Here is a 16,327-nt window from a genome sequence, read left to right on the forward strand (position 1 = left end):
AAGGCAATCGTGGATCGGATCGCCTCTCGGGCGATTGCCGTGATCCGGGAGAGGCTTTTGAAATCCGCATCCGCCACGATCCGCGACGTCGCGCGCCATGCGGCGGTGTCCGTCGCCTCCGTATCACGGGCGCTGAACGGACACAGCAACGTTCATCCCGACACCCGTGCGCGCGTGCTCGCCTCCGTTCAGTCGCTCGGCTATGTGCCGCATGCAGGTGCGCGCAGCCTGTCGATGGCGCGTACCCATGCGATCGGCGTGGTCCTGCCCGACCTGCACGGCGAGTTCTTCTCGGAGATCGTGCGCGGAATGGATCGTGAGACCAGTGGCCGTGGCTATCACCTGCTGCTGTCGAACATGCATGCCGATGCCGAACTGGCGGCGCAGGCGATGCGGTCGATGCGTGGCCGGGTCGACGGACTGATCGTCATGGCGCCCCAGATCGATGCAGCGGGGCTGGACGAGGCGTTGCCGGCCGGCATCCCCGCAATGCTGATCAACTCGCCCGACAGCGGAGGGCGGGCGGCGATGCGGATCGACAATCGCGGCGGCATCGATGCGATCGTCCGCCACCTGCTCGCCGGCGGCCGCCGCGCGCTGGTCCATATCGCGGGACCGGCCGGTAACATCGATGCGCGCGAGCGGCGGGAGGCGTTCCTGGCATCGATGGCACGCCATGCGCCCGGCCAGCCGACGCGGGTGGTCGAGGGAAATTTCCGCGAGGAGGCCGGTGAGCGTGCCGTCATCGACCTGCTGAACACGGGTGCGACGGTCGATGGCATCGTCGCCGCCAACGACATGATGGCGCTGGGCGCGCTGCAAGCGTTGAAGGAAGCCGGGCTCGACGTTCCCGACGCAGTGGCGGTGGCGGGTTTCGACGACATTCCGCTTGCCCGCTACATGGGCCTGACGACGGTAAGGGTCCATCTGACCGATATGGGCGCCCGCGCCGTCGCGCGCCTGATCGATGCCTTGGAAGACGGAGAACCGGGCACGGCTGGCGACGCCACGCAATGGGTGACGCCGGAACTCGTCGTCCGCACGACCACGGAACGGATCGAAGGATGAACGACATGCCCCCGTTGCTGGACCGACGCGCCCTGATCACCCGTGCCCCGCTGGTTGCCGCCGGCGCCATGCTGCCGTCGCCGGCGATGGCGGCCGACTCGTCGCGCAGCCTGCCCGCCTGGTTCGACGACCTGGAGCAACGCACCTTCCGCTACTTCTGGGATCTCGCGAACCGCCGCAACGGACTGGTTCCCGATCGCTGGCCGACCCCGTCCTTCGCCAGCATCGCGGCGGTCGGCTTCGCGCTTACCGCCTACCCCGTCGGGGTGGAGCGCGGCTGGATCAAGCGGCATGAGGCCCGCGATCTGACGCTGACGACGCTACGCTTCTTCGACACGGCACCCCAGGGAGAAGCGGCAAGCGGCACCGCCGGTCACAAGGGTTTCTTCTATCACTTCCTCGACATGGCGACCGGCACGCGCTTTCGCGACGTGGAACTGTCGAGCGTCGACAGCACGCTGCTCTTCCTCGGCATCCTGTTCGCGGGCGCCTGGTACGACGGTGCCGACCCGGTTGAGGCGGAGATCCGCGCGCTTGCCAAGCGCATCACGGATCGCGCGGACTGGCCATGGTTCACCAATAGCCGCGGCACCGTGTCGATGGGCTGGCATCCGGGGCGCGGCTTCATCGAGCGTGCCTGGGACGGCTATAACGAAGGCATGATGGTCTACATCGTCGGCCTCGGATCCGGCGGTAAGCCACTCGCCGACGGTGCCTGGGACGCCTGGGCCAAGACCTATCCCGATTTCTGGCGGGGTGATGGAGAGACCCGCCACCTCGCCTTCGCGCCGCTGTTCGGCCACCAGTACAGCCAGATGTGGATCGATTTCCGCGGCATCCGCGATGCGACGATGCGACAGGCGGGATTCGACTATTTCGAAAACAGCCGCCGGGCGACCTATGCCAACCGCGCTTACTGCACCGCCAATCCGATGAGATGGGACGGCTATTCGCGCGACATCTGGGGTTTGACGGCGTGCGACGGTCCGACCGACATCAAGCGGCCGTTCAAGGGGGAGGAGCGGCAGTTCCACGGTTATTCCGCGCGTGGCCCGATCGGCCAGCCGGACGGCCGGGACGATGGCACGCTGGCGCCGACCGCCGCGCTCGGCAGCCTCGCGTTCGCGCCCGAGATCGCGGTACCGGCCGGCGCGGCGATGCGTCGCTGGCCCGGTCTCTATGACCGCTACGGCTTTCGCGACAGCTTCAACCCGTCGTTCCGCTACACCGATGTCCGGCTCGGTTCGGGGACGGTCGATGCACGACACGGATGGGTCGCAAACGACTATCTGGGCATCGATCAGGGTGCGATCATCGGTGCGATCGCCAATCATCGCAATGACTTCGTCTGGCGTGCGATGCGTGGGTCGGCCGCGATCCGGCAAGGTCTTTCGCGGGCGGGGTTCACCGGCGGGTGGTTGGCCGGGCGATAGCCTGGGCGAGACACCGTTGCACGATCGCAACACCTGGCACTCAATCACGGCGAGAACAGAAAGGTTTGTTGAGCATCATCGCACGCCGCCGTAACCGGTTTCATAGTGTAACCGGTTACAGACAGGTGGGCGGGCCGTGCGCCCGATCCGTCAGGAGAGGATTGTCACATGAGGAAGACCGTGTTCCGCGCGGCGCTGATCGCCGCCACGACCCTGGCCGGAGGCGCGATGCTGGTGCCGGTCGCCGCCACGGCGCAGGTGGGGCAGGCATCGCTGCGCGGCAAGATCACTTCCCAGGCGAGCAATCCCGCAACCGAAGTGTCCGCGGTGGAGGTTGCGACCAATTACCGTCGTACCGTGCCCATCGCTGCTGATGGCACCTACAACTTCGCTTCGCTGCGTGCCGGAACGTATCGGCTGGAGATCAAGCTTCAGAACGGGACGCGAAACTCCGACGCGTTCACGCTGAACGTCGGCCAGAATGCGGGGCTGGACATCGATCTGTCGGCCGCCCCCGCGACGCCGGCGCCGACCACGCCAAAGGGCGCCAACGAAGCGCCGGCGGATGGGGGTGCTGCCGAGGGTGCCGAGGGCGAGATCATCGTCACCGGCAGCCGTATCCGCTCGCTGCAGGGCGGCCAGGTCGGCAAGAACATCACGCAGCGACTGATCGAGCAGTTGCCGCAGAACAACCGCAACTTCCTCGCCTTCGCCGACCTCGCCCCCGGCGTTCGCTTCGTCGAGGAGGCCGACGGATCGTCGCGCGTCCAGGGTGGTGCGCAGGGCAGCAATTCCGTCAACGTCTTCATCGATGGCGTCAGCCAGAAGGACTATGTCCTGAAGAACGGCATTACCGGGCAGGACACGTCGCGCGGTAATCCTTTCCCGCAGCTCGCCATCGGCGAGTATCAGGTGCTGAGTTCGAACTACAAGGCGGAGTTCGACCAGGTCGGTTCGGTCGCCATTACCGCCCTGACCAAGTCGGGAACCAACGAGTTCCATGGCGAGGCGTTCTACGACTATACCGATCAGAAACTGCGTGACCGCCGCCCGACCGAGCTGTTTCCCGCGAAGATCGACAAGGTGAACTCGCGCCAGATGCAGTTCGGCGGCGCGCTCGGCGGCCCGATCATCAAGGACGTCATGCATTTCTTCGTCACCTACGAAGGAAAGCGTCTCGACAGCCCCTATGACGTGCGGCCCGAGAACGGCGTTCTGCCGTCCACGCTGCCGGCGCAGTACCAGGACCGGTTCGGAAGCTATTCGCAGCGGTTCAACGAAGACCTGTATTTCGGCAAGATCGACATCGTGCCGACAGATGCGGACCTGATCGAGTTCACGGTCAAGTATCGCCGCGAGTCCGGCGAGCTGATCGGCACGGGCGTCGCGGCTCCGGAAACCGCGACCGCCAACAAGGTCGAGGATCTGCGCGGACTGGCCCGGTGGCAGCATACCGCCGACAGCTGGATCAACGATGCGCGGCTGTCCTACGAAGATGCGACCTGGGGGCCGTCGCCGATCAACAACGGCAATACCCAGCTGTTCCAGACGATCCTGCGCAACGGTACCAGCGCGCAGCGCACGGACCTGCTGCGCATCGGCGGCGGCAGCAATTTCCAGGACAAGGGCCAGAAGGGCTGGACCGTTCAGGACGATTTCACCTGGACCGGTTTCGAGGGACACACGATCAAGGTCGGTGCGAAGGGCAAGTGGGTCACGCTGAATACGCTGGAGCAGAACCTTCCCAACCCGTTGTTCACCTACGACACCACGCTGAACGGACCCGGCGGGTTCAACGATACGGTTCCGTACCGCCTGCAGTTCGGCGCAGCGGTCGGATCTACCAACCCGCGGATCAAATCCGACAATTTCCAGTTCGGCATCTACGCGCAGGACGATTGGGACGTCACCGATCGGCTGACGTTCAATATCGGCTTGCGCTGGGATTACGAGCGCACCCCGGCCTATCTCGATTACGTGACGTCGGACGCGCAGCGCGCTGCGGTGGCGCCGGGCAATTACCCCAACCTCAACAACGCCGACTACAACATCAACGATTATATCTCGACGGGTAACAACCGGAAGGCGTTCAAGGGCGCGTTCCAGCCGCGGCTGGGCTTCAGCTACCGCTTCGACGAGGCTGGGCGCTTCACGATGTTCGGCGGCTATGGCCGGTCTTACGACCGCAACCAGTTCGACTTCCTTCAGCAGGAGTTGACGCAAGGAACGTACGCGGTCCGCACGTTCGATTTCATCGGCGCCAACACACTCGATCCCTGCACCGCGAGCCCGACCTGCATCGCATGGGATCCGGTGTACCTGACGCCGGAGGGGCGGCAGCGGCTGCTGGCCGGCAGCGTCGGCGGCGGGCGTGAGCTGCGGTTCATCAGGAACGATCTGGACGTGCCGTATTCCGACCAGTTCAGCCTGGGCCTCCGCAGCCGGTTCAACCCGGTGGAGCTGGAAGTCGGCTACACCCACATCGAGAGCAAGGACGGCTTTGCCTATCTGCTCGGCAATCGGCGGCCCGATGGATCGTTCTTCTTCGACAACCCGGCGTCGACCACCGATGCGCCGGATTCACCCTTCGCCTTCTCGCCGCCCGGTTACGGGGCGGTGTTGATCGGTACCAACGGCATCGAGACCAGTTCGGACGCGGCCTACTTCAAGCTGACCAAGAACTATTCCGCGGCATCGCCGTGGAGCCTGGATGCGACGTACACCTATACCGAGGCAGAGGAGAACCGGCAGTTCGGCGAGTATTTCTCGCTCGATTTCGCGCAGCTTGCCGACTACCCGGTCCTCCGTTCGTCGGGCGTCCCCCGCCATCGCTTCGTTGCTGCAGGCAGCGTCGACACCCCGATCGGCGTGACGCTGTCGGGCAAGTTCCAGATCGAATCGCCGTCATTCCAGAAGGCGTTGGTAAGCCGGTCGGTGCCTTTCGAACGCGTGATCATCGGCAATGAAGTGAACTCGCTCGGGGACATTTGGGGGCGCCGCCAGCTTGATCTGGCGATCACTAAGTACATCCCGTTTGGCTTCATCAACGATGTGTCGCGTCTGCGGCTACGGATCGACATCATCAACGCGATGAATGACCGCAACTATATTGACTTCAACAACGCTCCAGCTGACAATACTCGCACATCCGACTCACCAACCATTTATCGTGAGCGGGTCGGTTATAGCATTGGTGGGAATCAACCTCGCACAATTAAGCTGTCCGTTGGGTTCACTTTCTAGTTCGGATCGCTCTCTTAAGTCATAGATATTTATGTCATTTTTGCCTCAACGCGGGTTTAATTAATTATCAATTCAGAAAAAGAGTGAGAGGAGGTGTGCGATGGCAAGTAAGTTTGTCCGAAATTTGGTTGTAATATCTACAATCGGTGTTTCATCTATGGCGCTAGCTCAGGATTCGTGGTGGTCCCCCCCCTCCGCCGGGCGTGACCAGAATTTTTTTCGGGTATGGAACTTCTCAGGAAATGATCCCCTGCCCGTACCTCGTGGATGGACAGCCATGCTACGTTATAGGTAGTAGTGCGAACGGTGAAGAAAGAGCGGTCGGGTGGCTTCAGCGGGGCTGCAATGGTACAGTCGTCCAAGTCGGTCGCTTGTATCCTCACACTCGATACACTGAGGTGTTCGGTGGCTCCAGCTGCTAGGCTCGGCCTGTCTGATCAGAAGTAGCCATGTCACTCTACCGGCCCAGCCTAATGCGAAAAGCATAGCCGGCAACCAACCGCGCACGGTGAAATTCTCGGCCGGCTGCTCCTTCTGCTGCTACGTCGGTGGGCGTATTCGATACACCCGCCGACCAAGTGCCTCGTGAGCGTACCCTGCGAGTACCTCACCTCGTCAGGGTATGCTGATAGCCGCCCCGCCTTCTTCACCTGTGCGATAGCCTCGCGGTTCGGCATGTTGCTGCGAGCCATGGAAGCGACGATCACCAAGGGGCGATAGAGATCCCGGTCGATCGCTTGCTATGCAGCGCCCAGACGGGAACCGTGATCGCCAAAGACCTGTCATAGTTCGCCCGCAATGTGCCGATCTCACATTGGAAGCGTAGGCGGATGCCCTGCTGCGCCCCGGGCAGGGTGCCGCTCGTCCTGACCAGATCGCTCGCCGAGTGCGCCGGCCTTCTCACAACGCGAGAAGGCCGGCGGCGACGGTCTTCGGCAGTCCTTTCGAGATCCGCACGATGCGGCATCCGAACCCGACACCCTTGTCCACACCCAATCTTCTAAGGCTTGCTCATATAACCATAATTATCTATGGTAATATCACTTAGCCAAAATGGCGCGTCGTAGAGCGTTGTCGGGTGGGAGAGGATAATGAGGATGAAGAGGGAAGCGGGCCGGCTGATGCTGGCGCTGGGCGCCAGTACCATGGCGCTGGGCGCCAGTACCATGGCGCTCTGTCATCCGGCGGCGGCGCAGGATGCGCAACCGACGGCGGTGGGTGACGGGAAGGCGCCGGCGGGAGCGCCGGTCGTCGACAGCACGCTGCCTGTCATCGGTGAGGCGGCGCCGGGCACTGCGGACGTGGAATCTGGCCAGGCTGCTGCCAGCGAAGCGCCCGCGACCGAGGATATCGTCGTCACGGGCAGCCGCATCGCTCGTTCGACGTTCCAGACGCCGACGCCGGTCACCACCATCGGCGAACGCCAGCTGGAGCAGAAGGCGGCGACCAACGTGGTCGACCTCCTGCGCGATGTCCCCGCACTTCGTCCCAACAGAAACAACGGCAGCGGCCGCAACCTCGGTCTTGCGACCTTCAACATGCGTGCACTGGGATCGACCCGCACGCTGCTGCTGATCGATGGCCAGCGCGTGCTCGACAGCAGCCCGATCGCGGGCGGGTTCGACATCAACATCATTCCGGCGCCGCTGGTGTCGCGGCTGGAGATCGTGACCGCGGGCGCGTCGTCGGTCTACGGATCCGATGCGGTAACCGGCGTCGTGAACGTCATCCTGAACGATACGATCCAGGGCGGCAAGATCGATGGCCAGTACAATGTCTCGACGCATGGCGATCTCGATCAGTACTCGCTCAGCGCGATCTATGGCGGCAAGTTCGGCGATGGACGTGGCCGCTTCGTCGTCGCCGGCTCCTATTTCGAGCAGCCGGACATCGTGTATCAGGGTGCGCGCGACTGGGGTCGTCGTGGCGTCACGTTCATCCCGAATGCGAACTACACGCCGACCAACGGGCAGTTCCGCCAACTGATCGTTCCCAATGTCCGCTATTCGTCGATGACCGCCGGCGGCGTCATCACGACGCCGGGACCGTTGCGCAACATCCAGTTCGGGCAGAACGGCGCGCAGAGCATCTTCCAGCAGGGCACCAACGTCGGCACGGTGTGGATGGAAGGTGGCGAGGGGCTGATGCCGCAGCCGGACTTCGCGCCACTCCAGGTCGCCTCGCGCCAGTTCAGCGGCTTCGGTCGACTGAGCTATGATTTTTCCGATACGCTGTCCGGCCGGGTCGACCTGCTCGTCGGCAATACGCGGGCGCGCAGCACCGGCAACTACAACACCAACAATGGCGACATCACGGTGCGGCAGGACAATGCCTTCCTGCCCACCAACATCCGCCAGGCGATGGTCGCTAACAATCTGTCGACGATCCGCGTCGGGCGCTACAATCCGGAGCAGGGCCGGAACGAGAACTCGACCGAGAACACCTATTACCGGCTGAACGCCGGCCTGACGGCGACGCTGTCGGATGTGTGGAAGCTGGAACTGGCCGGCAGCTACACTTATGCCAAGTCGCTGATCCAGGGCCGCAACAACCGGCGTCAGGCGAACTGGGCGCTCGCGCTGGATTCGGTCATCGGTCCGAACGGCCAGCCGATCTGCCGGTCGACGTTGACCAACCCGACCAATGGCTGCGTGCCCGCCAACATCTTCGGCGTGAATACCCTGTCCACCGCAGTGCTCGACTATGTCATCGGCACGTCGCGGCAGGACTCGCGCTCGCAGAGCGGCATCGTCAACGCCAACCTGACCGGCTCGCTGTTCGACACCTGGGCCGGGCCGGTCAAGGTCGCGGTCGGCGCGGAGTATCGCCGTGATTCCGTCGACAACCGTTCCGATCCGCTGTCGGATATCAACGGCTGGCGGCAGGGCACGTTCGGGTCCTACCATGGCAAGCTGGAGGTCAAGGAGGGATATGGCGAAATGTCGATCCCGCTCGCCCGCGATACCGGTTTCGCGCGCAGCCTCGACCTGGATCTCGCCGCGCGTTTCGTCGATTACAGCACGGTGGGCTCGACCAGCGTGTGGAAGGTGGGGCTGAACTACGCGATCAACGACAGCATCCGCCTGCGCAGCACCTATTCGCGCGATTTCCGGGCGCCGAAGATCAACGACCTGTTCGCGCAAGCGAACATCCGTATCGGTACGGTGACCGATTTCCTGACGAACCGCACCGCCAACGTGAACTTCCTGATCGGCGGCAATCCCAATCTGGGGCCGGAGACCGCCTACACCTTCACGGGCGGCATCGTGCTGGAGCCGTCGTTCATACCCCGGCTGCAATTGTCGGCCGACTTCTACGACATCGACCTGCGCGATGCGATCATCACCCCGGGCCAGCAGGAGGTCGTCGACCGGTGCGGCCGCGGTGACGACGTGTTCTGCGCGGGCGTGCTGCGCGACGCGTCGGGCGCGATCACCCAGGTCAATGCCAGTTCGTTCAACGCACAGACGCTGAAGACCCGCGGTATCGATTTCGAGGCGAGCTACCGCTTTCCGCTGTTCGACGGGCAGTTCTCGGCTCGCGCATTGGCCACCTATGTCGACCGGCTCATCTCTTCGACGGCGACCGGCCAGCTGGATTCGGCGGGGCAGCTGCAGGGTGGTTTCGCCACGCCCAAGTGGCGCGGATCGACGACCTTCGTCTACGAGCAGGGTCCGCTCAGCCTGCGGGCGCTGTTCAACTATATCGGCAAGGGCACGTTCGACAACGCGTTCGGCCCGCTCGACCTGAACCGGAACAACTATCCCGCCTATGTCTACACCGACCTGTCGGTGCAGTACGATCTGAGCGAGCAGATCCAGCTATACGCCAAGGTCGAGAACCTGATGGACACGGATCCGCCGCTGCTAGCGGAGTCGAGCATCACGGTCGCTCTGGCGACCCTGTCGCAATATCACGACCTGCGCGGGCGTGTGGTCGGCATCGGCGCGCGGTTGCGGTTCTGAACCGCGCGACATCCAGGAAGGGGAACGACATGAAGATCGGATTCGTCGGCACGGGCATCATGGGCCGCCCCATGGCCGGGCATTTGCAGGCGGCAGGCCACGAGTTGCTGCTGGTCCGGCACCGCTCGCCGGTACCGGAGGAGCTGCTGGCGGGCGGCGCGGCGGTCCAGGGATCGACGCGCGAACTCGCCGCCGCCGCGGACATCGTCATTCTGATGCTGCCGGACACCGGCGACGTGGAAAAGGCGCTCTTCGGCGACGACGGCGTGGCAGCCGGATTGCAGCCCGGCAACTGCGTTATCGACATGAGTTCGATCGACCCCATCGCCACGCGCGGTTTCGCGGATCGCATCCAGGCGCTGGGCTGCGACTATGTCGACGCGCCGGTGTCGGGCGGCGAGGTCGGGGCCAAGGCCGCGAGCCTGACCATCATGGTCGGCGGCAGCGAGGCGGCATTCGCTCGTGTCGCGCCGCTGTTCGCGCTCATGGGGAAGAACATCACCCATGTGGGAGAGGTCGGCGCGGGGCAGGTGGCCAAGGTTGCGAACCAGATCATCGTCGCGCTGAATATCGAGGCGGTGGCGGAAGCGCTGCTGTTCGCCGCCAAGGCCGGGGTCGATCCCGACAAGGTGCGGGCCGCCCTGATGGGCGGCTTCGCCTCGTCACGGGTGCTGGAGGTACATGGCCAGCGGATGATCGACCGCACCTTCGCACCCGGTTTCCGCATCGCGCTGCATCAGAAGGATCTGAACCTGGCGTTGACCAGCGCGCGGGCGCTGGGGCTGTCGCTGCCCAACACCGCTTCGGCACAGCAGCTGTTCAGCGCGTGCGTCGCCCAGGGCGGGGCGGACTGGGATCATTCGGCGATGGTCCGCGCGCTGGAGGCGCTGGCCAACCATGCGATCGAGAAAAGATAACTCGCACACGGCGCCACAGGGAAGGAGAAGTCGATGAGCGGATCGGAGCTGACGGGCGAAGCTACCCGGCGTGGCGTGTTGCAGACCCTGTCGTTCCTGGGGCTGGGCGTCATGGGCGGTCCGTTCGGATCTGCCGCGGCGCAATCGCCGGCTGCCGGCGGCTTCGATCCGGCACGCTGGTGGACCCAGGACTATCGCATCGTTCAGACGAACCTGCGCGAGATCGATATCCGGGAGAGTCCACGGGAGATCGCTCGCGCGATCAGGTCCTTCGGCGGCAACACGATCGTGTCGAACATCGGCGGGATCGTCGCCTTCTATCCCACCGCTCTCTCCTATCAGCGGCGCAATCCGTACATGAGGGGCGACTTCGTCGCGGCGATGATCGCAGCGGCGCACTACGAGGGTCTGGCCTATATCGGCCGCTTCGACCTGTCGAAGGCGATGAAGCCGGTCTATGACGCGCATCCGGACTGGTTCATGCTGAACCGGGACGGGACGCCGCGCGAGTTCGCCGGCACGTATCAGGCCTGCCCCAACGGAGGATGGGCGCATGATTACGGCCTGCGCATCCTCAGCGAGGGACTTGGCCGGTACAAGCCGGACGGCATCTTCTTCAACATGACCGGTTATCCGCGCACCGATTACGCCAATGTCGATCATGGCATCTGCGTGTGCGCGAATTGCCGGCGCGGCTTCCGGCAGATGTTTGGCAAGGAGCTGCCGGCGAAGGAAGGCTTTGCCGATCCGAGCTGGCACGACTATCTCGAGTTCCAGGCGCGCACATCGGAGGATCTGCGCAAGAAGATCTCCGCCCATATCGGCGCGCTCGCGCCGGGCATACCGATCACCCAGCACGACAGCGTCGAGCAGGTCGGCCGCGGCGAGGTGCAGCGCCGGGTCGATCGGTTGCCGCCCGAATGGGCGTATCAATCGGGCGATCAGTGCCGGTCCGCTTTGGCGCGCAGCCCGGGCAAGCCGTGGTCGTCCACCTCCACCGCCCATATCGATTATCCCTGGCGACAGGTGACCGAAACGGCCGCCTATCACGAGAACCGCTTCGCCCAGCAGATGGGGGTCGGCGCCAAGCTCGACCTGTACCTGATGGGTACCCTGGCCGATCAGAACGACCAGAGCTATCTGCCGCCGGTCTCGCGCCTGTTCCGCTGGCGAGCCGCCAACCAGGCGAGCTATGCGGGAATGGCGGAGACGGGGCGGGTCGCGCTGTACCAATCCGGCGTGACCGGTCGTCTGGCAGGGGCGACGCCCTACTCCCGATTTCAGACCGCCGAGTTCCAGGGGTTGTACAGCGCGCTGGTCGATTCCCGTATCCCGTTCCGCTACGCCAACAGCGCGCGCGTGGTCGACGGCACGACGCGACTGCGCGACGAGTTCGACGTCGTCATCCTGCCCAACGTCATGATGATGTCCGATGCGGAGGCCGCGGCTCTCGACCGCTTTGTCGCGGCAGGCGGCCTGCTGATCGCGACCGGCATGCCGGGCGGGTTCGACGAAGCGGGCAAGGCAAGGACAACGCTGCCGCTCGCCAGCTTCCCGCTTGCCAGCTACGCCGCGGCGCAGCCGATCAGCGGCTGGACGCTCGATCCGGCAAAAGGTGTCCTGCCGGTCGTCGGGCGCGTGCCGCTCGATGGCAGCTACTTCGGCGGTGCGGCGCGGCGGGGCGCGGAAACGCTGATGCGCTTCGCCCCCGATCAGCGTTTCGGCCCGCCCGAGTTCAGCTATGCCATACCGGGCGACGCCGCCCGGCGCGATCCGGGTGTCTCGGCGCGGGCGCATGGCAAGGGGCGGGCCGTTCACATCCCCTGGTTGATCGGCTGGCACTATCAGCGCGACGGCCTGCCGGTGCACCAGCAGGTGATCGCGGGCCTGCTCGCCCGCTATGCACCGCCGCCACGCTTTACGCTCGCCGGGGCGGGGCCGGTCGAGCTGATGGCGATGGGGCGCGCCGATGGCGCATCGCTGTTGACCGTCGTCAACTATGCCGGCCAGCGCAACACGCTGTATGCGCCGCCTCCTGCCATCCACGGCCTCAGCATCGGCGTCACCGGACCGGTGCGGGCTTCGGCGCGCGCCCTGATCGCCGGCCAGTCGGTGCCGGGCAGGACAATGGCGGGCGGCGACGCGCGGACCTGGTTCGACCTGCCGCCGGTCGGCGCGTTCGAAGCCGTATTCCTCCAGCCCTGAACATCGTCGTGGCAGCGTTCGCTCCTGCTTCCCGGCGGCAGCAAGCAGCGCTATGTCGGGATGATGATGGCAGGGGCACGCCGATGAACGCACGCTCGATCAGGCCGGCCAAGCTGGCCGACGCCATTGCGGAGCATGTGCAGCAGATGATCCTCGAAGGATCGCTGCGGCCGGGCGAGCGGCTGTTGTCCGAGCGCGAGCTGTCGGCGAAGCTGGACGTCTCGCGGCCGTCGCTGCGGGAGGCGCTGGACAAGCTGATCGAGGCCGGCTTCCTGACCACCAATGCGCAGGGCGTGGCGCATGTCAGCGAGCATATCGGCAAGAGCCTGCGGGATCCGCTGGCACAGCTGATGGACACGCCGGAGGCACGGATCGACTGCCTGGAATTGCGGGCCGAGATGGAGGCTGCCGCCGCTGCCTTCGCCGCGGAGCGCGCGTCCGAGATCGATCGCGACGCGATCCGGAAATGCTTCGAGGCGATGGTCGCCGCGCACGAGGCGCAGGATATCGATGCGATCGCCCGTACCGATGCGGAGTTCCACTTCGCCATCTACGAGGCGAGCCACAACCTGATGATGCTCCACTTCATGCGAAGCATCGAGAGCATCCTGCGCTCCAACGTCTATACCAACCGCAAGAACCTCTACGAGCACCGTCGCCACAAGGACTCGCAGCTGCAGGAGCATCAGGCGATCTATGCCGCGATCATGGCGCGGGACGTCGAGGGGGCACGCGAAGCGGCAAGGCTGCACATGACGACGGCGATGCGTACCCAGCGCGAGATCTACGACGCCGAGCGGCGCCTGGAGGCGAGCATCCGGCGGCTGGCGCGCGGCGACATCATCGCGATCAAGAAGCTGCGCGAGATCGACGCCTGACCGGACGGACGCGCCACGGCAAGGTCAGGACGTGCACGCGACCACGGTGAAGCCGACCCGTCCGAGCGGGCCATAGTCGGCCACATAGCGGCCAGGCGACAGCCAGCCGCGATCCCCCATCTTGCCGGTGACGACCAGATCGCCGTCCGTCGGCGTTCGCCCGGTCCGGCGCGCCAGGGCGAGCACCGCCTCGCGGCTGTACCGTTGCCCGCCCAGCGATTCGCCGCTGCTACCCGCGGCGATCCTCTCGCCATCGCGAAACAGCGCCGCTGGCACGGTGTCGAGGTCGATGCCCGCCGCCGGCCGCGGTGTGCCGCGAACGTAGCGGGCAGCGGAGATGTTGGCCGCGATCATGTCGATCGCGCCGTAACGGTCGGGATCGCGATAGGCGATGTCGGGCAGGTCGATGACGGGCAGGACCGCTTGGCCGACATAGCCCAGCTTCAGCTCGAACGAAGCCTTGCGATAGCCGCAGAGCGAGATCGTGGCGCCATCGTCTGCCCGGCCCGAGGCGAACAGCGTGCCGACGAGCGGCTCCGTGACATGGCGCGCCGCCAGCGATGCCGTGGACATCAGGCCGCCCTTGTACCCCGCGATCCGATCGCCGGCATCCAGGCGCTGGCGAACATAGTCGCGTTGAAGACGATACGCCCGGTCCATATCCACGCCGGGCATCGTCGCGGTAATCGGGTCGAACGGTTGCGCCTGTCGCTCGGCGGTGACGAAACGGGCGAGATAATCTCGGCCCGGGCCATGCGCCGTGCAGGCCGAAAGGCCGATCGCAAGCCCCAGCCATCCGAGCATTCGCGTCACGACGGAATGATCCACGGCACCACATACTGCTGCACCATGACGAGGCAGCCGAGGATAAGGGTAAGGAAGATGCTGTGCTTGAACGTGCGGGCGAGGATCTTGCCCTCCTGACCGCGGCAGTCGGTGGTGCTGGTCCCGGTCGAGATGTTCTGCGGCGAGACCATCTTGCCCAGCACGCCGCCGGATGCGTTGGTGGCGGCCATCAGCACGGGATTGAGATCCAGCTGACGCGCCGCGACGACCTGCAGATTGCCGAACAGCGCGTTGCCCGACGTGTCGCTGCCCGACAGGAACACGGCGAGCCACCCGAGAAAGGCCGATACCAGCGGGAACAGCGGCCCGGCCGATGCGACGCCGATGCCCAAGGTATAGGCCATGCCCGAATAGTTCATCAGATAGGCGAGGCCGATGATCGTCATCGTCGTGGCAAGCGGCAGCCGCAGTTGCAGCAGCGTACGGCGGATCGCCGTGGCCAGCTGTCCCGGCGACAGGCGTAACAGAAGCGCCGTGATGATCGTGGCGACCAGGATCGCGGTGCCGGTGGCGAGCGGCTGGAACGACCAGATCGCTCCATAGGCCCGGCCATAGGTGGTGATGAAGATGCGCTCGTGCAGGCCCGGCCATTCCACCTTCATCTCGCCGATCGTGTTGATCTTCAGATGGACCCACAGGATGACGGTGGCCGACAGGACCAGCCATGGCAGCCAACCCTTCCACCCGCTGGCCGACGTGCCGGGAACGAGTCCATCGGTGCCGGCCGGGTGGACGGGCGCGTCGAGGGCGAAGGCAGGATCGGCGGGCATTCGCCACAGCTTCACGAACACCAGCGTGCACAACAGCGATGCGAGCGACGACAGGACGTCGGTCAGCGCATAGCCCAGGAAGTTGGACGACAGGAACTGCATCACCGCGAACGATCCGCCGGCGACCAGCAGCACGGGCCACACCCCGCGCAGCGCACGGACGCCGCCATATACGGCAATGACGTAGAACGGCAGCAGCAGCGCGATCAGCGGCAATTGGCGACCAACCATTGCGGCCAGCGACACGTCGTGCAGCTGGGTGACCGCGCTCAGTGTCGTGATCGGCGATCCCAGTGCACCGAACGCCACCGGCGCGGTGTTGAACATCAGGGTGAAGACGATCGCCTCGATCGCGGGAAAGCCGAGCGTGACGAGCAGCGCGCTGGTGATCGCGATCGGGGTGCCGAATCCGGCTACCCCTTCCAGCAGGCAGCCGAACGAGAAGCCGATAACGATCAGCGCGACCCGGCGATCATTCGGCAGGTGGCGGACCATCCATCCGCTGAATGCGTCGAAGCTGCCGGATGTCACCGATACGTTGTAGAGCAGCAGGGCGTTGAGCACGATCCACATCACCGGCCATGCGGCGAAGGTGGCGCCCGCGGCGATGCTGTTCAGCGCCAGACCGACCGGCATCTGCCAGACGCCCGTCGCCAGTGCGAGGGCGACCAGTACACCGGCGATCGATGCCTGCCAGGCGGGTCGGCGGACGATGCCGAGCAGGAAGAGGACGACGACGATCGGAAGGGCGGCAACGACGAATGACATCGGCAGGCTGTCGGCGACGGGCGTAACCAGTTGGCGGAACATCTTCCCTCCTCCCAATGTCGTTCGTTGATCATCGGTGACGACGATGTCGCTCGATAGCCGCAAACCAGATTGGCAACAATAGTTATCCAAAAATGATGCAAACGACCTTGTCGGTAACCGATAATGCTGTTTGCCCACGCGCAGTTCCGCAAAATCATTCGTTGCGCTATCTGGTAAGAATGTTTAGCCAGA

The 16,327-nt window shown here is 64.8% G+C and carries 9 protein-coding genes; 7 read left to right on the plus strand and 2 right to left on the minus strand.

Annotation, left to right across the window (positions count from 1 at the left end):
* Positions 1-57: 57 nt before the first annotated feature.
* The 7 genes from ABC319_RS14030 to ABC319_RS14060 all read left to right on the plus strand — a co-directional run bounded on the left by ABC319_RS14030 (position 58) and on the right by ABC319_RS14060 (position 13,709).
* A complete protein-coding gene (locus tag ABC319_RS14030; RefSeq protein ID WP_413070822.1) occupies positions 58-1,068 on the plus strand; it encodes a LacI family DNA-binding transcriptional regulator in 1,011 nt (336 codons plus the stop codon).
* The gene (locus ABC319_RS14035; RefSeq protein ID WP_413070823.1) at positions 1,065-2,501 is read left to right on the plus strand and encodes a glucoamylase family protein; all 1,437 of its coding nucleotides are present in this window, start codon (positions 1,065-1,067) and stop codon (positions 2,499-2,501) included. The genes ABC319_RS14030 and ABC319_RS14035 overlap by 4 nt, the downstream gene beginning before the upstream one ends.
* 168 nt (positions 2,502-2,669) lie before the next feature.
* Entirely contained in the window at positions 2,670-5,744 is a 3,075-nt protein-coding gene (locus ABC319_RS14040) for a TonB-dependent receptor (RefSeq protein WP_413070824.1), read from the plus strand.
* Positions 5,745-6,841: 1,097 nt separating this feature from the next.
* Positions 6,842-9,709, plus strand: coding sequence for a TonB-dependent receptor plug domain-containing protein (locus ABC319_RS14045; protein ID WP_413070825.1), 2,868 nt, complete (start codon positions 6,842-6,844; stop codon positions 9,707-9,709).
* Complete coding sequence (locus ABC319_RS14050; protein WP_413071701.1) at positions 9,706-10,626, plus strand: 2-hydroxy-3-oxopropionate reductase; 921 nt, start codon at positions 9,706-9,708, stop codon at positions 10,624-10,626. The genes ABC319_RS14045 and ABC319_RS14050 overlap by 4 nt, the downstream gene beginning before the upstream one ends.
* Before the next feature lie 33 nt (positions 10,627-10,659).
* Positions 10,660-12,831, plus strand: coding sequence for a beta-galactosidase trimerization domain-containing protein (locus ABC319_RS14055; protein WP_413070826.1), 2,172 nt, complete (start codon positions 10,660-10,662; stop codon positions 12,829-12,831).
* 83 nt (positions 12,832-12,914) lie between these two features.
* Entirely contained in the window at positions 12,915-13,709 is a 795-nt protein-coding gene (locus ABC319_RS14060) for an FCD domain-containing protein (protein WP_413070827.1), read from the plus strand.
* A gap of 24 nt (positions 13,710-13,733) precedes the next feature.
* Here ABC319_RS14060 and ABC319_RS14065 read toward each other — a convergent pair whose 3' ends face one another.
* Both ABC319_RS14065 and ABC319_RS14070 read right to left on the minus strand, forming a co-directional pair.
* Positions 13,734-14,522, minus strand: a complete 789-nt coding sequence (locus ABC319_RS14065; RefSeq protein WP_413070828.1) for a 2-keto-4-pentenoate hydratase — start codon at positions 14,520-14,522, stop codon at positions 13,734-13,736.
* The gene (locus ABC319_RS14070) at positions 14,519-16,135 is read right to left on the minus strand and encodes an L-lactate permease (RefSeq protein WP_413070829.1); all 1,617 of its coding nucleotides are present in this window, start codon (positions 16,133-16,135) and stop codon (positions 14,519-14,521) included. The genes ABC319_RS14065 and ABC319_RS14070 overlap by 4 nt, the downstream gene beginning before the upstream one ends.
* Between the last annotated feature and the right edge of the window lie 192 nt (positions 16,136-16,327).

The sequence above is a fragment of the Sphingomonas phoenicis genome, assembly GCF_047238005.1.
Taxonomy (GTDB): domain Bacteria; phylum Pseudomonadota; class Alphaproteobacteria; order Sphingomonadales; family Sphingomonadaceae; genus Sphingomonas.

Excerpts from the sequence above, each read along its gene's own strand:
- ABC319_RS14045 (WP_413070825.1), top strand. The coding sequence starts at position 6,842 with ATGAAGAGGGAAGCGGGCCGGCTGATGCTGGCGCTGGGCGCCAGTACC.
- ABC319_RS14060 (WP_413070827.1), top strand. The coding sequence starts at position 12,915 with ATGAACGCACGCTCGATCAGGCCGGCCAAGCTGGCCGACGCCATTGCG.
- ABC319_RS14040 (WP_413070824.1), top strand. The coding sequence starts at position 2,670 with ATGAGGAAGACCGTGTTCCGCGCGGCGCTGATCGCCGCCACGACCCTG.
- ABC319_RS14035 (WP_413070823.1), top strand. The coding sequence starts at position 1,065 with ATGAACGACATGCCCCCGTTGCTGGACCGACGCGCCCTGATCACCCGT.
- ABC319_RS14055 (WP_413070826.1), top strand. The coding sequence starts at position 10,660 with ATGAGCGGATCGGAGCTGACGGGCGAAGCTACCCGGCGTGGCGTGTTG.
- ABC319_RS14070 (WP_413070829.1), bottom strand. The coding sequence starts at position 16,135 with ATGTTCCGCCAACTGGTTACGCCCGTCGCCGACAGCCTGCCGATGTCA.